This is a genomic window from Corynebacterium tapiri, from assembly GCF_006334925.1.
GTDB classification, from domain to species: Bacteria; Actinomycetota; Actinomycetes; order Mycobacteriales; family Mycobacteriaceae; genus Corynebacterium; species Corynebacterium tapiri.
The window spans coordinates 148,560-170,936 of sequence record NZ_VDHJ01000002.1; the positions used below are offsets into that span (position 1 = coordinate 148,560).

Annotated in this window: 16 protein-coding genes and 3 tRNA genes; 17 read left to right on the plus strand and 2 right to left on the minus strand. The window is 60.3% G+C overall.

What is annotated here, in order from left to right; genetic code table 11:
- Positions 1 to 7 precede the first annotated feature (7 nt).
- A complete protein-coding gene (locus FHE74_RS01775) occupies positions 8 to 1,534 on the minus strand; it encodes a mechanosensitive ion channel family protein (protein ID WP_180339646.1) in 1,527 nt (508 codons plus the stop codon).
- Positions 1,535 to 1,922: 388 nt separating this feature from the next.
- On the opposite strand from FHE74_RS01775, the gene FHE74_RS01780 reads away from it, so the two are divergent.
- From FHE74_RS01780 to FHE74_RS01830, 11 genes are all read left to right on the plus strand, one after another.
- Entirely contained in the window at positions 1,923 to 3,791 is a 1,869-nt protein-coding gene (locus tag FHE74_RS01780) for an acetolactate synthase large subunit (protein WP_246049139.1), read from the plus strand.
- 3 nt (positions 3,792 to 3,794) lie between these two features.
- Complete coding sequence (gene ilvN, locus FHE74_RS01785) at positions 3,795 to 4,301, plus strand: acetolactate synthase small subunit (RefSeq protein ID WP_139464711.1); 507 nt, start codon at positions 3,795 to 3,797, stop codon at positions 4,299 to 4,301.
- A gap of 170 nt (positions 4,302 to 4,471) precedes the next feature.
- Complete coding sequence (gene ilvC / locus FHE74_RS01790; protein WP_139464712.1) at positions 4,472 to 5,488, plus strand: ketol-acid reductoisomerase; 1,017 nt, start codon at positions 4,472 to 4,474, stop codon at positions 5,486 to 5,488.
- 124 nt (positions 5,489 to 5,612) lie between these two features.
- Complete coding sequence (locus FHE74_RS01795; RefSeq protein WP_139464713.1) at positions 5,613 to 7,394, plus strand: DUF262 domain-containing protein; 1,782 nt, start codon at positions 5,613 to 5,615, stop codon at positions 7,392 to 7,394.
- Between the two features lie 93 nt (positions 7,395 to 7,487).
- Complete coding sequence (gene serA, locus FHE74_RS01800; RefSeq protein WP_139464714.1) at positions 7,488 to 9,071, plus strand: phosphoglycerate dehydrogenase; 1,584 nt, start codon at positions 7,488 to 7,490, stop codon at positions 9,069 to 9,071.
- 163 nt (positions 9,072 to 9,234) lie between these two features.
- Positions 9,235 to 11,499 carry a carbon starvation CstA family protein gene (locus FHE74_RS01805; RefSeq protein WP_139464715.1) on the plus strand — a complete coding sequence of 755 codons (2,265 nt, stop codon included), beginning with the start codon at positions 9,235 to 9,237 and terminating at the stop codon, positions 11,497 to 11,499.
- Complete coding sequence (locus FHE74_RS01810) at positions 11,499 to 11,681, plus strand: YbdD/YjiX family protein (protein WP_139464716.1); 183 nt, start codon at positions 11,499 to 11,501, stop codon at positions 11,679 to 11,681. The genes FHE74_RS01805 and FHE74_RS01810 overlap by 1 nt, the downstream gene beginning before the upstream one ends.
- Positions 11,682 to 11,733: 52 nt before the next feature.
- On the plus strand, positions 11,734 to 12,756 hold the full coding sequence (locus FHE74_RS01815; RefSeq protein ID WP_139464717.1) for a 3-isopropylmalate dehydrogenase: 1,023 nt from the start codon (positions 11,734 to 11,736) through the stop codon (positions 12,754 to 12,756).
- Between the two features lie 225 nt (positions 12,757 to 12,981).
- Positions 12,982 to 14,352 carry a cell wall-binding repeat-containing protein gene (locus FHE74_RS01820; protein ID WP_246049146.1) on the plus strand — a complete coding sequence of 457 codons (1,371 nt, stop codon included), beginning with the start codon at positions 12,982 to 12,984 and terminating at the stop codon, positions 14,350 to 14,352.
- 87 nt (positions 14,353 to 14,439) lie between these two features.
- Positions 14,440 to 15,240: a fumarylacetoacetate hydrolase family protein gene (locus FHE74_RS01825; RefSeq protein WP_139464719.1), complete on the plus strand. Its 801-nt coding sequence runs from the start codon at positions 14,440 to 14,442 to the stop codon at positions 15,238 to 15,240.
- Complete coding sequence (locus FHE74_RS01830; RefSeq protein WP_246049141.1) at positions 15,227 to 15,790, plus strand: class I SAM-dependent methyltransferase; 564 nt, start codon at positions 15,227 to 15,229, stop codon at positions 15,788 to 15,790. Before FHE74_RS01825 ends, FHE74_RS01830 begins: the two co-directional genes overlap by 14 nt.
- On the opposite strand, the gene FHE74_RS01835 is transcribed toward FHE74_RS01830, so the two are convergent.
- Positions 15,787 to 16,899, minus strand: coding sequence for an isochorismate synthase (locus FHE74_RS01835; protein WP_139464721.1), 1,113 nt, complete (start codon positions 16,897 to 16,899; stop codon positions 15,787 to 15,789). The two genes, FHE74_RS01830 and FHE74_RS01835, sit on opposite strands and share 4 nt — an antisense overlap.
- A gap of 82 nt (positions 16,900 to 16,981) precedes the next feature.
- Between FHE74_RS01835 and gltX the strand changes: the two genes are divergently transcribed.
- The 6 genes from gltX (at position 16,982) to FHE74_RS01865 (ending at position 22,237) form a co-directional block, all read left to right on the plus strand.
- The gene (gltX, locus tag FHE74_RS01840; protein WP_139464722.1) at positions 16,982 to 18,463 is read left to right on the plus strand and encodes a glutamate--tRNA ligase; all 1,482 of its coding nucleotides are present in this window, start codon (positions 16,982 to 16,984) and stop codon (positions 18,461 to 18,463) included.
- A gap of 149 nt (positions 18,464 to 18,612) precedes the next feature.
- Positions 18,613 to 18,684 (plus strand) — tRNA-Gln (locus FHE74_RS01845).
- A gap of 28 nt (positions 18,685 to 18,712) precedes the next feature.
- Positions 18,713 to 18,785, plus strand: a tRNA-Glu gene (locus FHE74_RS01850).
- Positions 18,786 to 18,963: 178 nt separating this feature from the next.
- Positions 18,964 to 19,036 (plus strand) — tRNA-Glu (locus FHE74_RS01855).
- Between the two features lie 381 nt (positions 19,037 to 19,417).
- Positions 19,418 to 21,142: a SpaH/EbpB family LPXTG-anchored major pilin gene (locus FHE74_RS01860; RefSeq protein WP_139464723.1), complete on the plus strand. Its 1,725-nt coding sequence runs from the start codon at positions 19,418 to 19,420 to the stop codon at positions 21,140 to 21,142.
- Between the two features lie 162 nt (positions 21,143 to 21,304).
- Positions 21,305 to 22,237, plus strand: coding sequence for a class C sortase (locus tag FHE74_RS01865; RefSeq protein ID WP_180339647.1), 933 nt, complete (start codon positions 21,305 to 21,307; stop codon positions 22,235 to 22,237).
- Positions 22,238 to 22,377 lie beyond the last annotated feature (140 nt).

The following is a 22,377-nucleotide window of genomic DNA, read 5'->3' on the forward strand; positions in this document are numbered from 1 at the left end:
GGGAAGTCTAATTGAGGCCGCCTGGAGCCTCGCGGCTCGGGACAGGCGACGAGGTTGGGCTCGCAGGCGTGGTGTTGCGAGGAGCTGGGTGAGAGGTCGAAGTCTCGGACACCGGGTTGTCGTCTCTCGGTTCGCGTTGGGAGGATCCTCGATCCGGTATGACAGGGGCAGGAGCGTTCCCCGAAGTTGGTTCCGGCGTAGGCGTCGGCGTGGTGGTCGGCTCTTCCTGGAACGTGGTCGTGGGACTCGGTTCCTCGGCTGGTTCAGGGGCAACCGTGGTGATTTCGGTCGGGGGAGCGGGCGGAGCCAGGATCCCCGCTACGCGTTGTCCGTGGGCGTCCTCGGCGGTAAAGGTCAACATCTTGGCCAGGATGAGTCCCATCACTGCAGCTAGCAGCCACCCGGTAGAACCGCGCATCTGTGTGAAGGACGCCTTGTAGCGCGCCCAGCGATTGGATTGGTAAGCAGCAGCCTCGTCGCTCTGCTCGGCGGTGTCGATCGCCTCCTCCGGCCCAGGAGGCACTGGCCCCTGGCGGGTGGTAGAAGCCACGGCCGGAGCTGGTTCTTTCAATATTTCCGTGGCCGGGGCTGCAGAGCTGCCAGCTGTGGCAGGTGACGGGACGGCGGGTTTGTTCTCGGCGGCAGGGGAGGCGTCGAAAAGCGCCCGAGAACTGGTCGAACCGGGGACGGGGGAGGCCTCGTTGTATTCGGTAAAGAACTCCTCAACGACTGCCATGCGTACCGCGCGCTCAACGCGCCACTGCTGACCGGCGTCAACCTGGAGTAGGAACCGGATGTCCACGGTCCACGGGGCCCCGACAGTAGCCGGGGGATTGACAGCCGTACCGGGTTGAACGTCCAACTCCGTGTGTAGGTGCTCTGCGATGTCCTCCCTAGCCAATGCCCGGCGGGCAGCTGCTTCAGCTCGGCCGACCGCCGCCTGTGCGCTCGGGGAACCGCTAAGCGGGATGGGCATAACGATGACTGCTTGCGAGAAGTAGTTGGAGGTGTTCACGCACACCCGAGCTGTTGAGTTGGGGATCGTGATGGTCTCTTGCGCGAGGGTGCGAATGGTGGTCGCGCGCATCGTGATGGCGGTGACTGTTCCCTCGACCTGGACCCCGTTGCCCTCGAAACGGACCCAGTCGCCTACGCCGTACTGCTTTTCGGAGAGGACAAAGAATCCCGCCAGGAAGTCGGCGATGATGGACTGCGCGCCAAAACCGATGGCTGCGGACACGACAGTCGCGGGGATGGCCGCACCGGCTAGAGAGAAGCCGATTTCTTGCAAGAAGGCGATGCCGAGAACAAAGTACGCGATGATTTGGCCGATATATATTCCGACCCCCGCGAAGGCCAGCGAAGCTTTTTGCTCGTTGTCGTCCTTGGAATGGGAGACCTCGTAGGTGACTACTCGTTCGATGAACCGTCCCGCGCGGGGTATAAGCAGGGCAATAACAAAGAGAATTGCCAGGTTAACTCCTGTATCCGCGGCCCAGGCCCACCATTGTTTGAGAAGAAATATCACCGGCATAGCGCTGAGCTTAGGCGGTGGATCTGGCAGTCGGTTGGGAGCTAACTGGGGTGATTCCATACGTCGGAAAACGCCGATCAATCCCCCAAAGCAGGTGACCTGAGAGTGGAGATCGGGCAATACCTATCGGTGTATGTGTCGGTTTTGTGTATAGTGGCTCACATGATCAAGCAGATTCGACTTCAGGTAGTACCGGCCCGGCGCTTGCCGTAGCCGACGATCCTCGTCGAATCTCAAGCAAGCGCCCTCGACAGCCCGCAGACGCGGAGCTGGCCGGGGGCATTGTTTATATGATCACCGCTTCCTTCGGGCTCTTACGCGGAGCGCGAAGGAGACTTAAAACCGCCCGTGACCACAAGTTATTTGCCGAAGAAGGAGCATCAGAACCGTGGCAGCCTCCGCAGAAACCACGCCCGACCCCACGGCGCCGGCGCATCGAGCCCAGCGTCTTACCGGTGCCCAAGCCATCGTGCGTTCGCTTGAGCTCCTCGGAACCGACATTGTGTTCGGTCTGCCGGGGGGTGCGGTACTTCCGCTTTACGACGCCCTTCATGCATCTACTGATCTGCGGCACGTACTGGTTCGCCACGAACAAGGCGCTGGACATGCAGCCGAGGGCTATGCCTGGGCCACCGGACGAGTGGGCGTGTGTGTGGCTACCTCGGGCCCAGGAGCTACCAACTTGGTCACAGCTCTGGCCGACGCCGCCCTGGATTCTGTTCCCATCGTGGCGATCACCGGCCAGGTTGGATCCTCATTGCTTGGTACGGACGCGTTCCAGGAGGCTGATATCCGCGGTGTGACCATGCCGATCACCAAGCACAACTTCATGGTGACGCGACCGGAGGAGGTTCCCTCCGCAATCGCGGCGGCCTTCCACCTGGCGTCCACGGGCCGGCCGGGGCCGGTGCTTGTGGACATCCCGAAGGACGTGCAGAACGCCGAGTTCGACTTCGAGTGGCCGCCGGTCGTTGACCTCCCCGGTTACAAGCCGGTGACCACCCCGCACAACCGGCAGATTGCGCAAGCCGTCAAGCTCATCAGCCAGGCCGAGCGCCCGGTGCTCTACATCGGCGGAGGAGTGCTCAAGGCAAATGCGGCTGCCGAGCTGAAGGCTTTCGCGGAGTTTGCCAACATCCCGGTGGTCACCACTCTGATGGCGCTGGGCGTTTACCCGGAGTCGCATCCGCTTCACATGGGCATGCCGGGTATGCACGGCACGGTTCCAGCGGTCGGTGCACTGCAAAAGTCGGACCTGGTGATCGCGATTGGTGCGCGTTTTGACGACCGCGTTACCGGCGACGTGGATAGCTTCGCGCCGCTGGCCAAGGTCATTCACGCTGACGTCGATCCTGCCGAAATCGGCAAGATTCGGGCGGCAGATGTGCCCATCGTGGGCGATGCCCGTGAGGTCTTGCAGGCTTTGCTGCCGGCTTACAAGTCCGCAACCAGCACGGATGTGGAGCCGAGTCAGCGTCACGGTGAGTGGCTGAACACCCTGAACAAGCTGCGCGAGCGCTTCCCACGAGGCTATGAGGACACCGATGACGGCAAGCTGTCTCCGCAGTTTGTCATTGAAACGCTCTCCCAGGTGGTCGGGCCGGAGGCCATCTATGTTGCTGGCGTGGGCCAGCACCAAATGTGGTCGGCGCAATTCCTGGACTTTGAGCGCCCCCGCTCCTGGATCAATTCGGGCGGCCTGGGCACCATGGGCTTTGCCGTTCCCGCTGCACTCGGCGCTAAGGCAGGAGCACCGGACCGCGAGGTGTGGGCTGTCGACGGCGATGGTTGCTTCCAGATGACTAACCAGGAGCTGACCACCTCCGCCGTCGAGGGCATGCCCATCAAGGTTGCGCTGATCAACAACGGAAACCTGGGCATGGTGCGTCAGTGGCAAACGCTGTTCTATGACCGCAACTACTCTCACACCAAGCTGCGCGAGCAAACGGAGTACGTGCCGGACTTTGTCAAGCTTGCTGATGCCCTGGGCTGCGAGGCCATCCGAGTAACTGAGCCAGAGGAAGTCATTCCGGCGATCCAGCGGGCCCGTGAGATCAATGACCGGCCGGTCGTCATCGACTTCATTGTGGGAGAAGACGCCCAGGTGTGGCCGATGGTGTCTGCGGGCAGTTCCAACTCGGATATCCAATACGCCCTGGGGCTGCGTCCGGACTTCGACGATGAAGAGTCCGCCGCAGAATCGCCTAATGAGATCAACGAAGCGGTCGAAGCGCAGTACGAGCAGGAGGAGAACTAAGCCATGGACAAGACTCGCCACACCCTGTCGGTCCAGGTCAAGGACGAAGACGGAATCATCTCCCGTGTGACGGCCATGTTCACCCGGCGAGGCTTCAGCATCGTGTCCCTGGTCTCCGCGAAGACGGAGTCGAAGGGGATCGCTCGGCTGACGATTGTGGTGGATGCCGACGAGTACTCGATCGAGCAGATCACCAAGCAGCTCAACAAAATCATCCCTGTGCTCAAGGTGGTGCGCTTGGATGAGGAGCGCTCGATTGCCCGCTCGCTCATGCTGGTGAAGGTCAATGCCTCTAACGCGAATCGTCCGCAAGTTGTGGATGCCGCCAAGCTCTTCCGAGCTCGCGTTATCGACGTCGCCCCGGAGTCCGTCATCATCGAGGCAACGGGCACCCCGGCGAAGCTTCGAGCGCTGCTGGACGTTTTGGAGCCCTTCGGCATCCGTGAGTTGCAACGTTCGGGTGTCATTGCAATGAATCGCGGGCCGAAGAGCACTACCCCTACCCGCTAGCTCCCAGCATGTGGGACAAAATCAACAAAATGTCTCACATAGTGGCCACTTTGGTGTCATGCTGTGGCACAATAGATGGCACGGGTTGTTCGGCGTCCGGAATCTAGCCTCCGGGCGGGTAACCAACAGTCGTTTTTGATCAAAAAGAAAGAGAAAGAGAAACCCCCCTTATGGCTATCGAGGTCTTTTACGAGAAAGACGCTGATCAGGCGATCATCCAATCCAAGAAGGTCGCAATCATCGGTTACGGCTCCCAGGGACATGCGCACGCCCAAAACCTGCGTGATTCCGGAGTCGAGGTTGTTATCGGTCTGCGTGACGGCTCCAAGTCGGCGGTTAAGGCGCAGGAGGCCGGATTTGAGGTCAAGAGCGTCGCAGATGCCGCCAAGTGGGCCGACGTTGTCATGCTGCTGGCTCCCGATACATCTCAGGCCAAGATCTTTAAGGACGAGATCGAGCCGAACCTGGAGGGCGGTAATGCACTGTTCTTCGGCCATGGTCTGAACATCCACTTCGACCTGATCACCCCGGCAGATGACATCGTCGTGGGCATGGTTGCCCCGAAGGGGCCGGGCCACCTGGTGCGTCGCCAATTCGTCGACGGCAAGGGCGTTCCGTGCCTGATCGCTGTGGACCAGGATCCGCAGGGTGATGCTCAGGAGCTGGCTCTGTCCTACGCAGCCGCCATCGGTGGTGCACGTGCCGGAGTTATCAAGACCACCTTCAAGGAGGAGACCGAGACGGACCTGTTCGGCGAGCAGGCCGTCCTGTGCGGTGGCTTGGAGAAGCTGATGGCCACTGGTTTCGAGGTCCTCACCGAGGCCGGTTTCGCCCCGGAGATGGCCTACTTCGAGGTGCTGCACGAGATGAAGCTGATTGTCGACCTCGTGTGGGAGGGCGGCATCGCCAACATGAACTACTCCATCTCTGAGACCGCCGAGCTGGGTGGCTACATGGCCGGCCCGCGCGTGATCGACGAGCACGTCAAGGAGAACATGAAGGCAATCCTCTCCGACATCCAGGACGGCACCTTTGTTAAGGCCATGCTCGATGACGTAGAGGCCGGGCAGCCGAAGATGAAGGCTTACCGCGAGGAGTATGAGGCACATCCGATCGAGAAGACGGGCGCCAAGATGCGCGACATGATGAGCTGGGTCAAGGTAGATACCCGCGCCGAGACCGCCTAGTTCACTCACCCGCTTCCGGGTGGCGCCCTAGTTGGGTGACCACGGCATTTGATCCGTGGTTACCTGGCCAGGGCGCTTTTGTGCGCTTGCGACGTCGGTCAGGGGAGAGCGCTAGTATGAGGACATGGCTTTTACCACGCCCAGTTACTCACTTTCGGATTTGTTCGCCCGTATTGATCGGGGCGAGTTGCAGTTGCCCGACTTCCAGCGCTCTTTTTCCTGGGAGGTTGACCGGATTCGATCGCTTATTGTGACTGTTCTTCGTGGCTATCCGGTTGGTGCGCTGCTCGCGCTCGATACGCGTAATGAGCCGATGCGTTTCCGTCCTCGCCCGCTGGAGGGAGCTCCGGCTACTGACCGTCTCCCGGGTCTGTTGCTTCTCGACGGTCAGCAGCGCCTTACCAGCCTCTACCACTGCTTCCAGGGCAACGGGTTGGTCAACACCGTCGATTTCCGCAACAAGCGAATCACCCGACGCTTCTTTGTCGACGTCCGCAAGGCCGTCGAATCGGATGTCATGCCCGAGGAGGCCGTGTTCTCGGTGGACGAGAACGGTGAGGCCACCTCGCACTTCGCACCACAGCAACCGGGACCGCTCCTGACCACGCAGGCCGCAATCGACAGCGGCTGCGTGCCGGTAGACGCGCTGCTCGGCCAGCGTGGATCCGACGCCCTGTTTGACATGGCAGCCAAGGCCGACGACGAGACTCGTGAGGCAATCAAGCGCTTCCACCACGACGTTATCGCTCCGCTGGCTGGTTATGACATTCCCATGATCCGGCTGGGCCGCGAAACTGCGCGTGCCGGAATCGGCTCCATCTTTGCCCAAGCGAATGCTGCCGGCCTGCAGATGGACGTCTTCGAGCTTCTCACCGCGGTGTACGGCACCGAGGATCCGTCATTCTCCCTGGCAGACGAGATTTCCAGCATCCGTCGGCGACTCTCTGAGTATGCCGTGCTGGACGCCGTCGACCGCACCGCGTTCCTGACTGCATTGAGCCTCTACGTCACCGCATTGCGTGGCGAGCCCGGTGGCCAGCGAGAGGACGTACTGACGATCTCCCTGGCAGAGTGGCGACAGCACGCTCCGACAATCGAGCGCGGCTTCATCGCAGCTGCCCACTTCCTTACAGACCGGCGTATCTTTACCGGCCAGCAAGTGCCCTACTCGGCGCAGGTAATCCCCCTGGCAGCCATCTTGGCTTTGGCCTCCTTTGGCGTGGACCAAGAGGCCGAGGATCGCCTCAACCGCTGGTTCTGGTCTGGCGTGCTCGGTGAGCTGTACGGATCGGCCGCCGTTGCCATTCGTGCCGAGCGTGACGTTGCGCAGGTTACCCAGTGGCTTAATGACGAGAATGCCCCCTTGCCCAAGACGGTGGCGGACGCCAGCTTCACGGAGTCTCGCCTGCTGTCGGTTGATTCCGACACCGGTGTGTGGCGTGGCATGTTCGCCCTACTGATGGCACGCGGCGCCAAGGACTGGCGCACCGGTAAGGAGTTCACCCCGGAGACTTACGCCGAACTTGAGCCGTCGTTCGAGCCGATCTTCCCGGTCCAGTGGTGTGCCCAGCACGGTATCGAGCCGGTGTTGGCGCTTTCGGTGCTCAACCGCACTCCGATGGGCAAGCGCACCGAGGTGGTGCTGAACAACTTCAACCCGACGCGCTATCTGCCACGCATCCAGTCGAAGTCGATCATGGAAGACGACGAGTTCGACGCTGTTTTGGCTACCCACGAGCTGGATCCAGCCATGCTCCACGCGTCCAACGCCCAGGCATTCTTCGGGGAGCGTCGAGCCCGCTTGCTGGCCTTGGTGGAAGAAGCCATGGGTCGCCCGGTCATCCGGGATGTCGACGTCGCGGATATTCACGGCGGTGATGAAGGGCCGAATGCGTTCGCAGAATAGGAAGAATTTTCCCATTCTGCGGGCGCAGCCCGCATTTCTATGGTTTGATAGGTAGCATTCTTTAACCCCACTTAGGTTAGGAGCAATGCCACCATGACCAAGCCGGTCGTACTCATCGCCGACAAACTAGCCGAGTCCACCGTCGAAGCGCTGGGCTCGGAGGTAGAAATTCGCTGGGTCGACGGACCAAACCGCGCTGAGCTTCTTCCCGCGCTCGCGGACGCTGACGCAGTGTTGGTCAGGTCCGCCACCACCATCGATGCCGAAGCTCTCGCCGCCGCCCCGCGTCTCAAGATCGTTGGACGAGCAGGCGTGGGCCTTGACAACGTAGACGTCGCGACCGCGACTGAGCGCGGCGTCATGGTCGTAAACGCTCCGACCTCCAACATCCACTCCGCATGTGAACACGCCATCGCGCTGCTCCTAGCTACGGCCCGCCAGATTCCGGCTGCGGATGCCACGCTGCGTGCCGGGGAGTGGAAGCGTTCTGCGTTTAAGGGCGTCGAAATCTACGGCAAGACCATCGGCATCGTCGGATTCGGCCACATTGGCCAGCTCTTTGCTCAGCGTCTCGCCGCCTTTGACGCCAAAGTCGTGGCATTTGACCCCTACGCCAACCCGGCTCGAGCCGCCCAGTTGGGTGTCGAGCTCCTGGAGCTTGAAGAGCTCATGGCACGTGCCGACTTTGTCACGATCCACCTGCCCAAGACGCCCGAAACAGCGGGAATGTTCTCGCGGGAGCTTCTGGCTAAGGCCAAGCCTGGTCAGATCATCGTCAATGCTGCGCGCGGAGGGCTGGTGGATGAAGAGGCGCTGGCCGAAGCCATCCGAGACGGCCACATTCGTGGTGCAGGATTCGATGTGTACGCCACTGAACCGTGCACGGATTCGCCTCTTTTCCAGCTCGATGAGGTCGTCGTCACGCCCCACCTCGGAGCCTCCACGGTCGAGGCACAGGATCGAGCGGGTACTGATGTGGCTCATTCGGTGCTGAAGGCCCTGCGCGGCGAGTTCGTTGCCGACGCCGTCAATGTCGCAGGTGGTCACGTGGGGGAGGAGGTCGCCCTGTGGCTGGACCTGGCACGCAAGCTCGGTCTGATCGCGTCTTCGCTTCTCGACGCCGCCCCGGTAGCCCTCGACGTTGTCGCTCGCGGAGAGCTTTCCAATGATCAGGTGGAAGCCCTCGGGCTTTCGGCACTGCGTGGTCTGTTTACTGGCATAACCTCCGATCCGGTGACGTTTGTCAATGCCCCGCAGATTGCTGAAGACCGCGGGGTCAACTTCACCGTGAACACCCAGAGCGAGTCGGTGTCCCACCGCTCGGCATTGGAGGTGCACGCAGTTTCTTCCACCGGGACGCGCGTCAGCGTGACAGGCGCGCTGACTGGTTTGGATCACGTGGAAAAGATTGTGCGCATCAATGGACGCGGCCTCGATCTGCGGGCTACCGGCCCCAACGTATTCCTGCGTTATGAGGACACCCCAGGTGCGCTGGGTAAGGCGGGCTCCATTATCGGCGAGCAGGGCATCAACATTGAGGCCGCAGCGCTGAGCCAGACCGCCGACGGTAAGGGCGCAGTGCTCATCTTGCGCACCGAGCGCGAGCTTCCGCATGAGCTGGTAGAGGAGCTGGCGCAGCAGCTCGAGGCTCAAGCGTTCCAGCTCGACCTGTCCTAAAAACCTTGTCGCAAGGGCGGCCTGTTTTCCCGGGAAGAAATTCTGCGGTGAACGGGCCGTTTTTGTTGCGTTTGCCTCACGCAGGGGTGTGGTGTGACTTAAAATAAATATGTTTTGTCAAGTGTCCCTCCAAGGTGAGAACTGCGAGTAGGCGGAGGAAGCCATGAGTACGGCGTTACATAAGCAGCGAGAAGACGATCTCGTGTACAACACCGTGGAAGGGAGGGACCATCCGGTAGCGGTGGCGTCGTCGATACGCATTGGCGGGGGCGAAAAAATCGTCATCGCTGTGGCGGCAATTTTGGCGGCCGTGGGATGGGCATCCATTGCCCTGGCGCGTGGAGAAGCCATCAACTCGGTCTGGCTGGTTCTTGCCGCCTGCGGTTCCTACGTCATCGGCTACTCGCTGTACGCGCGCTTGATCCAGTACAAGGTGGTCAAGCCGCGCAACGACCGCGCCACCCCGGCCGAATACATCAACGACGGTAAGGACTTTGTTCCTACTGATCGACGTGTGCTGTTCGGTCACCACTTTGCAGCCATTGCTGGTGCCGGACCGCTGGTGGGCCCGGTTATGGCGGCACAGATGGGGTACTTACCCGGCACGCTGTGGATCGTCCTCGGCGTGATCTTTGCCGGCGCGGTGCAGGACTACCTGGTGTTGTGGGTGTCTACGCGCCGCCGGGGTCGCTCGCTCGGCCAAATGATTCGCGATGAGGTGGGCCGTGTAGGCGGTGCCGCCGGCATTATCGCGACGATGGCCATCATGATCATCATCATCGCGGTGCTCGCGCTTGTTGTGGTCAACGCGCTGGCGGAGAGCCCGTGGGGAGTCTTCTCCATCTCTATGACCATCCCGATCGCCATGTTCATGGGCTTGTACCTGCGCTATGTGCGCCCGGGTCGCGTGTCCGAAGTCTCGATCATCGGCGTTGTGCTGCTGCTCCTGGCCATCATCTCCGGCGGCTGGGTCGCGGAAACTGAGTGGGGTGCGGCCGCCTTCACGCTGTCCAAGGAGACTTTGGCCGCCGCGGTGATCATCTACGGTGTGGTTGCTGCCATCCTGCCGGTGTGGCTCTTGCTCGCCCCGCGCGATTACCTCTCCACCTTTATGAAGGTTGGCGTGATCGCCTTGCTGGCAGTTGCTCTGCTGATTGACCGGCCCGAAGTGCACATGCCGGCCTTAACAACCTTTGCACACACTGGAGATGGGCCGGTCTTTGCTGGTGGATTGTTTCCCTTCCTGTTCATCACCATCGCTTGTGGTGCACTCTCTGGTTTCCACGCGCTGATCTCCTCGGGTACTACGCCCAAGCTGCTGGAGAAGGAAACTCACATGCGGGCCATCGGCTACGGCGGCATGCTTATGGAGTCTTTCGTGGCCATCATGGCTCTGGTGACGGCGGTGATCATTGATCGTCACATGTACTTCGCCATGAACTCTCCTGCCACGCTGACGGGTGGAAACCCTCAAGGTGCAGCAGAATTCGTCAGCTCGCTGGCGATCCCGGGCGAGCCGATGACGGCTCAGCAGCTTGAGCAGGCCGCAGAGTCGGTCGGAGAGCACACCATCGTTTCGCGTACGGGTGGTGCCCCGACCTTCGCGTTTGGCATGAGTCAGATTCTCACCAGCATCACGCGCAACCCGGGGCTGCAGGCGTTCTGGTACCACTTCGCCATCATGTTTGAGGCGCTGTTCATCCTGACCGCAGTGGATGCCGGCACGCGCGTGGCACGCTTCATGATGACCGATTCTCTGTCGAACATCCCGGGTCTGAAGAAGTTCGGTGATCCTACCTGGAAGCTGGGCACCTGGATCGCCACTCTCGCTGTCTGCGCGCTCTGGGGTGCCATCCTGGTCATGGGTGCCACCGACCCGCTCGGCGGCATTAACGTGCTGTTCCCGCTCTTCGGCATCGCCAACCAGCTCCTGGCTGCCATGGCCCTGGCTTTGGTATTGGTCGTTGTAGTAAAGAAGGGGCTGTACGCCTGGGCTTGGGTCCCGGGAGTGCCTCTGGCCTGGGACTTCATCGTCACAATGACCGCCTCGTGGCAGAAGATCTTTAGCTCGAATCCGAAGATCGGTTACTGGGCCCAGCACGCTCGTTTCAAGGAGGCTGCCCAGCAGGGGTTGACGGAGTTCGGCACCGCGAAGTCTCCGGAGGCGATCGACGCGGTCGTGCGCAACACGTTTATCCAGGGAACGCTATCGGTTGTCTTTGCTGCCCTCGTGCTCGTAGTGGTCGGAGCTGCTGTGGTGACCTGTGTGCGGGCAGTGCGCGATCGCTCGGCCGGAATCGCCCCGCACAGCTCGGAGGAGCCAGATCACCCATCGACGCTCTTCCTTCCGGCAAACATGATTGCCACGAAGCGGGAGAAAGAGGTCATGCGGGAGCTGGAACACTCCGGTGCGGGTGAGAGGCATTGATGCTGCGGGCCATCAAGAGCGTGCGCTGGTACGTGGGTGAGCTGATGGGGGATCACGACTATCGCAAGTACGTGGCTCATCAGCGCTCGCACCACCCTGACCACCCGGTCTTGAGCGAACGGGAGTACTGGAAGCGCCGTTATGCGGAGCAGGATGCCAACCCGGGGGCTCGCTGCTGCTAGGGCTGCTACACTGGGCCGAAAGTTCACCTAGTGAGAAAAGGAATCCCACATAATGAAACTCGCTGTGATCGCCGGGGACGGCATCGGCCCAGAAGTTACTGCAGAGGCACTCAAGGTTCTCCGCGCGGTGCGTGACGACGTGGAAGTAACCGAGTTTCAGTTGGGGGCCCAGCGTTACCTGGAGACCGGCGATACCCTCACGGATGATGACCTCGACGATCTGCGCAAGCACGACGCCATTCTCCTGGGGGCAATCGGGGCGCCAGGCAAGGTTCCGCCCGGCATCCTGGAGCGTGAACTGCTGCTGAAGCTGCGCTTTGAGCTTGATCATCACGTGAACCTGCGGCCGGCCAAGCTGTACCCCTCGGCAACATCACCGTTGGCCAATCCGGGGAAGATCGACTTTGTCGTTGTACGCGAGGGAACCGAGGGGCTGTACTGCGGTAACGGTGGCTCACTGCGCAAGAACACTCCGCACGAGGTCGCTTCCGAGGTTTCGCAGAACACCCGGTACGGCGTGGAGCGGGTGGTGCGCGATGCTTTCGAACGCGCCCGCGGACGGCGTAAGCACCTGACCTTGGTGCATAAGACCAACGTTCTGGTCAATGCCGGTGACCTGTGGCAGCGCACCGTCAACGAGGTCTCCGCCGAATACCCGGACGTGGCGGTGGAGTACAACCACATCGACGCGGCCACCATTTACATGGTCACGGACCCACAGCGATACGACGTTATCGTTACCGACAACCTCTTCGGTGACATTCTCACTGATCTCGCCGGAGCAGTAACGGGTGGCATCGGCTTGGCCGCAAGCGGAAACATCGATGCCACGGGCGCAAACCCGTCGATGTTCGAGCCCGTTCACGGATCGGCCCCCGACATCGCTGGCCAGGGGATCGCTGATCCCACCGCGGCAATCCTGTCCGTGGCTCTTCTCTTGCGTCACCTGGGCGATGAGGACGCAGCGCAGCGTATCGAGCAGGCGGTTGCACAGGACGTGAGCGCGCGCGGTGAGCAGAAGGCATCTACTTCCGAAATTGGAGACCGCCTCGCACAAGCCCTGCGCGGTGCGTAGGTAGACTCAACAGCGACGCAGAAACGCGTAGGGTGGTGCCCATCTGGTGGCACTACCCTTGGAGATTATGTATAGAAAGCTGAGTGCCGCTTGAATCGACGCGTTGTAAGTATCGCTACCGCTACCGTCCTCGCTGTGAGCTTGGCTGGTTGCGCCTCCGACACTTCGCCGTTTGGCCTGGGAGGTTCCGGCTCGCACTCCAGCTCCGGCAAGCCTCAGTTGGAGATGAGCGGGCCGGAGGCCATTGACGACTCGCGTGGCGACGGAATCGACGTTTCCCAGCGACTCTTTAAAAAGTCTGACGTGGTCGTCGTTGCTGCGGATAACCCGGCTGCCGCTGTGACAGCTGGAAAGGAAGCGATCAAGCGCTCGGCACCAGTGCTCACAGTGAAGTCGGACAACGCCGAGCTCATCGGCAAGGAAATTGACCGCCTGGGCGCCAAGACGGTGCTCGCGGCGGGAGATATTAAGACGGCCGATCTGGGCGACGCCAAGGTCGAAGAGCTGGAGGTCGATCCAGAAAGCGACCAGGATGCGGTGCGTCAGATCGTCGATACGCCGAACAAGAACTCCAAGCATCCGGTTGCAGTTCCGGACGTAATGGTCACCGCAGAGACCTCGCCGGCAGCGATTGCCACCGCTAAGGCGGCCGGCGCGCCGGTTCACCTGCTGGATTACCCAGATCCGCGCATTACGCCGGAAACCATGAAGGTTGCTGCGGAGGGCAACACGCTGGCGCTGGGACAACAGTTCGGCGGTACTGAGTATTACGCCGGGGCAAGCGCGATGGCTAGCAACGGCGAGCTGCCCGGCGGCGGAGGCCTGGTCTTTCCGGGGCGCCGCATGATCGCCTATTACGGTCACCCCTCCGGTCCAGCACTGGGGGTAATGGGGGAGCGCCCGCCGAAGGAATCGGTGGAGCACCTTCAGCAACTCGTTGATCAATACCAAGAGTTCGAGGATCAGCCGGTTGTTCCGGCCTTTGAGATCATCGTGTCCGTGGCGTCTGCCTCTCCAGGACCGGATGGCAATTACACCAACGAGTTCCCGGTCGAGGACTACGTACCGTACATCGATGCGATCACGGAGGCCGGTGGCTACGCCGTGATCGACCTGCAGCCGGGGCGGGCGAATTTCCTGGACCAGGCCAAGCTGTACGAGGAGCTGCTTAAGCGTCCGAACGTCGGCCTGGCCCTGGATGCCGAGTGGAAGATCGGCCCGGGTGAGATCCCCCTCCAACGTGTTGGCTCGGCGGAAGCGCAGGAGATCAACGAGGTAGCGGAGTGGCTGGCGCAGCTGACGCGCGAGAACAACCTTCCGCAGAAGGCATTCGTCCTACACCAGTTCCAGGCGCAAATGCTGCGGGATCGCGATCAGATCCGCACCGACTACCCGGAGCTTGCTCCCGTTCTGCACGCCGACGGCCACGGCACCCCGGACCTGAAGTTTGAGACGTGGAACGTTCTGCAGGAGGGTTTGAGCGATCGGTGGTTCATGGCCTGGAAGAACTTCATCGACGAGGACACCCCGACCTTCACTCCGGAGCAGACCTACCGCGAGGTAGACCCGCGTCCGTGGTTTGTCTCTTACCAGTAGGCGCAGGCTAGCTGGGGTGGGCCCGCCCCTTGGGGTGTAGATCACCCCAGCGCGCGAGCCCAACAGTATGCGCGTACTCTTAAAGGTATGCGCTTTGCTCGAATTGCTACCCCTGAAGGACTCACGTTCGCTGTTATCGAGGGAGAGAATGACTCCGCCCTCGTCGCTCGCCAGATCGCTGGCACCCCATACACCGAACCGGAATTCACCGGGAAGCAGTGGCCGCTTTCCGACGTCCGTCTGCTCGCCCCAACCTTGCCCAGCAAGGTCGTAGCCATCGGGCGCAACTATGCCGATCACGTTGCCGAGGTCTTCCAGAAGTCCGCGGAATCGCTTCCCCCGACCCTGTTTCTCAAGCCGCCGACGTCGGTGACCGGCCCGTTCGCACCGATTAAGATCCCGGACTTTGCCACCAAGGTGGAGTTCGAGGGCGAGCTCGCGGTCGTTATCGGTACTCCGTGCAAGAACGTCAAGGCTGAAAATTGGCGTTCCGTGGTGCGCGGCTTCACCATCGTCAACGACGTCTCCTCGCGTGACCTGCAGTTTGCCGACGGCCAGTGGGCGCGCGCCAAGGGAATTGATACTTTCTGCCCGCTGGGTCCCTGGATCGAGACCGACATCGATTCCTTTGACTTGGACAACCTTGCCATTAAGGCCCACTTGACTCACGATGGCGTCACGGCAACCAAGCAGGACTCCAACTCGAACCAGATGATCATGAAGCTGGGCGAGATCATTGAGTTCATCACCGCATCGATGACTCTTCTGCCCGGCGACGTGATCTGCACCGGCTCTCCGGCCGGCACCGAGGCCATGGTTCCTGGCGACCGCATTGCTGTGGAGATCGAAGGCCTCGGTGTGCTGGAGAACCCCATTGAGTGGGCATAACCACCTGCCGGAAGACTTTGAGGCCGTCTACGCATCTGGGGTGCAATGGTCGGGTAACCCGAACCAAGCGCTAATCCGAGAGGCACAGGATTTCATCCCAGGATCAGCTATTGATGTCGGCTGCGGTGAGGGAGCTGACTCGGTCTGGCTCGCCGAACGTGGCTGGAAGGTGCTGGCCATTGACCCCGCTCCGACGGCAATCCGGCGCGCTCGGGAGTTGGCGGTGCAGCGCGGCGTCGACAAGCGCATTGAGTTTTGCGAGGCAACCATTCAGGGAGTCGGTGAGCAAACCTTTGACTTGGTCAGCTGCTTCTACCTCCCAATGAAGGCAGAAGAGCTAGCCACGTTGGAGTCCCTGGTTGCTCCCGGCGGGAACCTGCTGTTTGTGCATCACGAGCACGTCCACGGCGACATTATGAGTCCGCGTGCGGTCGCTGATGCCCTAACCACGCTCAAGGTGATTGAGCTAAAGAGCACCGAGCGAGAAGTCGCCGGTGGAGCGGGAGCACATCACACTGTCGATGAGGTGCTGATCGCGCGTAAGGCCTAGAGGTCGAGCGCTTTCAGGATCGTGCGGAGCTTGGCGCTGGTCTCTGCGAGCTCGGCCTCGGCATCAGACTCCGCCACGATTCCGCCGCCCGCCCAGGTGCGGGCATGGGTTCCATCTCCGGCGACCTCGGCACACCGGATAGCCACCATGTATTCCCCGTCGCCGGAGGAGTCCGCCCAGCCGACGGCTCCGGCATAGAAGGAGCGGTCCGACTCTGCGGTGTTGATAAGCGCCTCGGCCGAGTCGGTAGGCGTTCCGCAGACCGCAGGGGTGGGATAGAGGCGCAGCGCCAACTCCAGCGCCGAGGTGCGTGGGTTTTTGAGCTTACCGACGATCGGCGTAGCCAGGTGCCACATTTCATTGGTGTGCGTGAGTTCGGGGACGTCGGGCGCCTCCAGGTAGTCGCACAGGGGGCTCAGAGCCTGGCGCAGATGCTCAACGACGAAATGGTGCTCCGACAGATCCTTAGTCGAGGCCGCCAACGTCTCAGCAACGGCCCGATCCTGCGCCGGGTCCTGCTGGCGCGGGGCCGAGCCGGCCAGGGGATAACACGTCACAGTCATGCCTGTGCGCTTGACCAGCACCTCGGGAGAGGACCCCACCAGCATCGTTCCCGGCTCCAATGCAGGGGAGAGATCGGCGATAAAACCGTCCTTGTTGCTGGAACGGTCGATGAGGCGGGCGGCGACCAGGAGCGGATCGACAGGCGGGTCGAAGGCAATGTCCACGGCGCGTGCGAGGACCACCTTGTCCAACTTAGAGGTTTGGATGGTGGCCAGCGCAGCCTCAATGCGGCGCAGGTGCTCGTGTTCTTCTGGATCCACACCGGCGATCCGCGCGCTCAGCTGTGCGCCTGGCCCGAAGCGGTAATAGCTGTGCGGTTCGAGAGGGCCGGGCTCGCGAATGATCGACTCTGGCACGGCAAGCGCAGCGTCTGCGGATCGCTCAAAGGGGAGAGCACCCACAACCATGTCGATGGTACCCGAGCTGAGAGCATCAGCAGCTTCCCAAGGATCCGTATAGGTGGCTAGAGAGCCTTGAGTACGCACAGACCCCGTTGCTCGGGAGAGCAGGAAGTCCGGCGCGGTAGAAGGTCGATGAGCACACACGTGCTCCAATCCTACCCATGGCTTTATCAGCAACTATGACTGACCGGTGGTTGCTTGGCCCCTGGTGAGTACCATCGGTGCCATGACAAGTGATGTTCGCGTACGTTTTTGCCCATCGCCCACCGGCACCCCGCACGTCGGCCTGGTGCGCACTGCCCTCTTCAATTGGGGATATGCCCGCCACACCGGTGGAAAGCTGGTCTTCCGCATCGAGGACACCGATGCCCAGCGTGACTCCGAGGACAGCTACCAGGCGATCATTGACTCGCTGAACTGGCTGGGCCTCGACTGGGATGAAGGCGTGATCAAGGGCGGACCGCACGAGCCGTACCGCCAGTCGCAGCGCAGCGACATTTACAGCGACGTGCTGAACAAGCTAATCGAGGCAGACTTGGTCTACCCGGCGTACTCGACCGCCGAAGAGGTGGAAGAGCGCCACAAGGCTGCAGGCCGCGACCCGAAGCTGGGATACGACAACTTCGACCGCGACCTCACCGACGAGCAGATCGCTGCGTTTGAGGCGGAGGGCCGCAAGCCCGTCTACCGCCTGCGCATGCCAGACCAGGACTGGACCTGGACCGACTTGGTTCGCGGTGAGGTGACATTCCAGGCATCCACCCAACCCGACTACGTGGTCGCGCGTTCGAATGGCGCACCGCTGTATACCTTGGTCAACCCGGTTGACGACGCCCTCATGGGGATCACGCACGTCCTGCGTGGCGAGGACCTGCTCTCGTCTACTCCCCGTCAGCTCGCGCTGTACGAGGCCCTGAAGAAGATCGGCATTGCCGAATTCACACCGGAGTTTGGGCATCTGCCGTTTGTGATGGGGCAGGGGAACAAGAAGCTCTCCAAGCGCGATCCCGAATCCAACCTCTTCAACCACATCGAGGCCGGCATCATCCCCGAGGGCATGCTGAACTACCTGGCGCTGCTGGGTTGGTCGCTCTCCTCGGATCAGGACATCTTCAGCCGCCAGGAGTTCGTGGATAACTTCGACGTCGCCGATGTGCTGGGCAACCCCGCGCGTTTCGACGACAAGAAGCTCCTGGCTATCAACGCCGACCACATTCGCCTGCTGGAGCCGGAGGACTTTGCAACCCGCCTGCGCGAGCATCTGACCCGCTTTACCGACTTCCCCGAGGACTACCCGGCCGACAAGTTCGCGGTGGCAGCTGATCTCACCCAGACCCGCATCAAGACGCTGGGCGAGGCCTATGGCCTGTTGAAGTTCCTGGTGACCCCGGATGCAGAGCTGGAGCTCAACGAGAAGGCGGCACGCAAGAACCTCAAGGAGGATGCGGTCCAGCCTCTCGAGGAGGCCATCTCTGCCCTCGAAGCGCTGGATACGTGGGAGACCGCTGCCATCGAGCAGGCGCTGAGCTCTGCCCTGATTGAGAAGCTGGAGCTTAAACCGCGTAAGGCCTACGGTGCGCTCCGCGTGGCGATCTCCGGCGAGCAGGTTTCCCCGCCGCTGTTTGAATCCATGGAGCTGCTGGGACGCGAATCCACTCTGGCTCGACTGCGCGCTGCTCGCGCGGTAACGCCGTTTGCTGCCGAGTAGGAGCTGACGTGGAAGGCGGGCTGGATACGATTTCCGGCCCGCTTTTTTGCTTGAAAGAGTGCTGTGACCTGGCAATTTGGGAGAAAAACACCCATGTGGTTATAGTTATCCCCGTTGCACAGCGAGCGCAAGCAAGCAAAGAGCAACAATGGCCTATGGTGTAATTGGCAACACTACGGTTTCTGGTACCGTCATTCTAGGTTCGAGTCCTGGTAGGCCAGCAGCGAGCTTTTAGTTCGCGTCCTATATGCCCCGTTCGTCTAGCGGCCTAGGACGCCGGCCTCTCACGCCGGTAACACGGGTTCAAATCCCGTACGGGGTACAAAGTTAAGCGGTCAATACGAAAGTGTTGGCCGCTTTTCTTTTGTCTGCGTAGGGACTGTTGTTTTGCCATCGCGTTTTGCCTGCTGGGAAGCTCCAGAAATCGCCGTCTACCAGCTGATTTGTTGTTGATAGAGTTGCTCGTCTAAAGTTCAACGAGTCCGCAAGGATGCCGTTAAGCCCCGTTCGTCTAGCGGCCTAGGACGCCGGCCTCTCACGCCGGTAACACGGGTTCAAATCCCGTACGGGGTACAAGGTTATAAGTCCCCTGATCCGATCAGTTGGATCAGGGGGCTTCTTGTATTTCGAATGTAGCTGACTGAAGCGAACCCGGGCAGACACGTTGTAAGGGTTAAGTCTTGGCGCTTAGGTTTAGGGGAACCCCTTGTGAATAGGGGTGAAATGATCGAACATAAGGATACATTCATATCAAGCGGAAGACATATAATATGGCCGCTATATGATGGGGTGAATAAAAACCTTCGGAATTCTAGATTCTAGTTGCTTTCGCGCTGTGAAAAATGTAGATTTTTGGTTGTGAAATGTCATGAAGTGGCGTAGAGGGCCCTTTCTACATACATCACTTTCATCAGGCTTCTACAGAAAGAACATTGAAAATTGAAAAATAACTCGATGACCGTTCGGTCCGTCGCAGCATTTGCCGCTTTGGGCTTGTCGCTGACTACCGTGCCGCTGGGCACTCCGGTCGCATTTGCGCAGAATGCCCAGCCCTCCTCTCTGATTCTGCAGGACACCGGTAAACTCACCATCCACAAGCACGCGAACCCGGACTCTACGAAGACCCCGACTGGTGAAGTGGATCCGACCATCCAGGGTGAAAAGCTTCAGGGTGTTGAGTTCACGATCACCAAGATCAACAACGTCGATCTGAAGACTAACGAAGGTCTGGCAAAGGCTGCCGGCCTTACCGTGGATCAGGCGAAGAAGAACCTGGGCGCTCCAAAGTTCGTTCAAACGACTAACGCTAATGGTGAAATCGTTCTGACCGACCTGCCGATCGGTGCGTACTTGGTCCAAGAAACCAAGCCGAAGGAGGGGTACACCCCAGCGGCTGACTTCATTGCCTTCGTTCCGATGACCAAGGGAAATGAAGCTACCGGCGGCACCTCGTGGAACTACGACGTGCACGCGTACCCCAAGAACTACTCCAAGAAGCAGCCCGAGAAGCAGGTTGTGGATCGTGACCAAAACGGCAAGCTGGCTGGGCCGGGTGATGTGGTCAACTACTACATCAACACGCAGGTTCGTAAGATCCAGGACGGCAAGCGTCTGAGCTACTACTTCGTAGAGGACTCTCTGGACAAGACCAACTTCGATGTCAACAAAGCAACCGTGGAAGTCGCTATCAAGACTCCTAATGCTGCCGACTTCACGAAGCTGACCGAAGGCGCCGACTACACCCTGGTCAAGAACGCTGCCAATAACTCTTTCCGGGTCGCTTTCACCGCTGGTGGCCTGAAGAAGCTAGAGTCCAACACCGCTATTAGGACCGGTGTTGCAGTGCAGAAGCTCACCAACAAGCAGGCTGCGCCCAACCAAGCAGTTGAATTTGAGCCCAATAACCCTAATTCGGATTGGGATGTCAATGGCAACCCCCCGACGCCTCCGACCACTCCGCCGCCTGGCACTCCGGGCACCAAGACCAACATCGTTGAGTCTCGCTGGGGCGAGCTGAAGTTCCAGAAGGTCGACGGAGCTGGAGCTGCACTTGCCGGGGCAGAATTCAAGATCGTCCAGACCAAGCCGGGCACTACTACTTGTGAGGCTGTGAAGGTCGATGACGTAATCAAGAACGATCCGAAGAGCATCAACGGCTTTGTGGTGTCAGCACAGGACGACTTCGCAAATACCTACGCGGATACGTTCGTGTCCAATAAGGACGGTCAGGTTTCTGTTTCTGGTCTACACGTTACCGACTGGGTAAATGGCAAGGCCGTTGATCCCGCGCAGAAGTCGGTGTACTGCCTCGTGGAGACCAAGGCTCCGGCGGGCAAGGAGCTGCTGTCTAAGCCCCTGCAGTTCGAGCTCGTGGCGTCTAACCAGACCAAGAAGGTTGTTGTTCCGCAGCTGACCACGACGTGGACGACCGACCAGAACGGTAAGGTTCAAGATCTCCAGGAAACAGCTGGCTCGACCACCATTAATGTTCCGGTTTACCAGCCCGCTTCCGTCAAGATCGGTGACAAGGGCGATGGCAAGGTCGTCAACCTGGATGACACCACTCCGAACCTGCCGCTGACCGGTGGTGCCGGCATCGTCGGCATGATCCTCGCTGGCCTCGCGATCGTATTCGGTGGCGCCTTCTGGGCTCGTCGTAACGCGAAGTCCCAGTCTTAGAGGGACAGCCTTTGGTGAGGGGGCTTAACGACGTCTCTGGGTAGCCCCCAGAGGATAAGCCTCACCATCTGCGCTGCTTCTCCGCATGTTGGGGTAGCAGCGCAGCTCAGACTTTTTACACAACTTCATTTAGTAGTCAGATTTTTAGGGAGACCACACACGGTGGGACGCCATTCCAATGTCGCGCTCAAGGAGCGGTCACGTAGCTCCGATGGTGCTGTAGGCAAGAAAGCCAAAGGCGGCACTTTGGCGCCCATCTTGGTTGTTTTGCTGGGGCTTGCGGTACTGCTTTACCCAGTGGTCTCTACCCAATGGAACAACTTCGCCCAGACCAGAGCCGCGCAGGCGTACTCACAACTAGATGTGGCTACTCCGCCCGAGGTCAACGATGCGCAATGGGACGCAGCTCATGAGTACAACCGCACCAAAAACACCGGCGTGATTTTGGACCCTTGGCTGGCTCGCGTGTCAAAGGACAATATCCCTTATCAGGAGTACCTGAGCCAGCTCAACAGCTCCGACGTCATGGGGCGCATCATCGTACCGGGTGCGAAGGCAGACCTGCCGATCTATCACGGCACTGATGACAAGACCCTTTCCAAGGGAGTTGGCCATCTATTTGGAAGTGACCTACCAGTAGGTGGACAAAGTACGCACTCGGTGCTTACCGGCCACACTGGGCTGCCTAATGCCACCTTGTTTGACAACCTCACAGACGTAAAGAAGGGACAAGCTTTCTACGTCCAGGTGGCAGGGCACAAGTTGAAGTACGAGGTTCACGACATTCGAGTGGTTGAGCCGCACGAAACCGATTCATTGCGCCCCGTGGAGGGCCAAGACCTGATGACGCTTATCACCTGTACGCCTTATGGGGTTAATACGCATCGCCTTTTGGTCACCGGCCACCAGGTGCCGATGGATCCCAAGGACGAAGGAGTCTTTGACCAGAAGGGTCCTCACATCCAGTGGTGGATGTGGGCAATCCTAGCCTTTGCCGTCCTGGTGCTCATTGCTCTTGCGCGGTGGGTCTACAAGATGCGACAGAAGTCCATTGTTGCGCAACATGACAACGAGGGGGACTCGACCAATGCGTAATAGCTGCCGCCTCGCTGTGGGTGGTTTTGCAGCTGCTCTAGCACTCGGGGTGTCTGCCCTGGGCCCCTCTGCCATTGCCAAGCCTGTGATTACAGGTTGGGTGGACCAAACAGCGGTTAAAGGAATTGAACAACAGTGTG

What these genes read in the sequence shown, in the direction of transcription:
- serA (WP_139464714.1), top strand. Translation starts at nt 7,488, where the DNA reads ATGACCAAGCCGGTCGTACTCATCGCCGACAAACTAGCCGAGTCCACC.
- FHE74_RS01815 (WP_139464717.1), top strand. Translation starts at nt 11,734, where the DNA reads ATGAAACTCGCTGTGATCGCCGGGGACGGCATCGGCCCAGAAGTTACT.
- ilvC (WP_139464712.1), top strand. Translation starts at nt 4,472, where the DNA reads ATGGCTATCGAGGTCTTTTACGAGAAAGACGCTGATCAGGCGATCATC.
- FHE74_RS01795 (WP_139464713.1), top strand. Translation starts at nt 5,613, where the DNA reads ATGGCTTTTACCACGCCCAGTTACTCACTTTCGGATTTGTTCGCCCGT.
- ilvN (WP_139464711.1), top strand. Translation starts at nt 3,795, where the DNA reads ATGGACAAGACTCGCCACACCCTGTCGGTCCAGGTCAAGGACGAAGAC.
- FHE74_RS01820 (WP_246049146.1), top strand. Translation starts at nt 12,982, where the DNA reads ATGAGCGGGCCGGAGGCCATTGACGACTCGCGTGGCGACGGAATCGAC.
- gltX (WP_139464722.1), top strand. Translation starts at nt 16,982, where the DNA reads ATGACAAGTGATGTTCGCGTACGTTTTTGCCCATCGCCCACCGGCACC.
- FHE74_RS01810 (WP_139464716.1), top strand. Translation starts at nt 11,499, where the DNA reads ATGCTGCGGGCCATCAAGAGCGTGCGCTGGTACGTGGGTGAGCTGATG.
- FHE74_RS01805 (WP_139464715.1), top strand. Translation starts at nt 9,235, where the DNA reads ATGAGTACGGCGTTACATAAGCAGCGAGAAGACGATCTCGTGTACAAC.
- FHE74_RS01860 (WP_139464723.1), top strand. Translation starts at nt 19,418, where the DNA reads ATGACCGTTCGGTCCGTCGCAGCATTTGCCGCTTTGGGCTTGTCGCTG.
- FHE74_RS01775 (WP_180339646.1), bottom strand. Translation starts at nt 1,534, where the DNA reads ATGCCGGTGATATTTCTTCTCAAACAATGGTGGGCCTGGGCCGCGGAT.
- FHE74_RS01825 (WP_139464719.1), top strand. Translation starts at nt 14,440, where the DNA reads ATGCGCTTTGCTCGAATTGCTACCCCTGAAGGACTCACGTTCGCTGTT.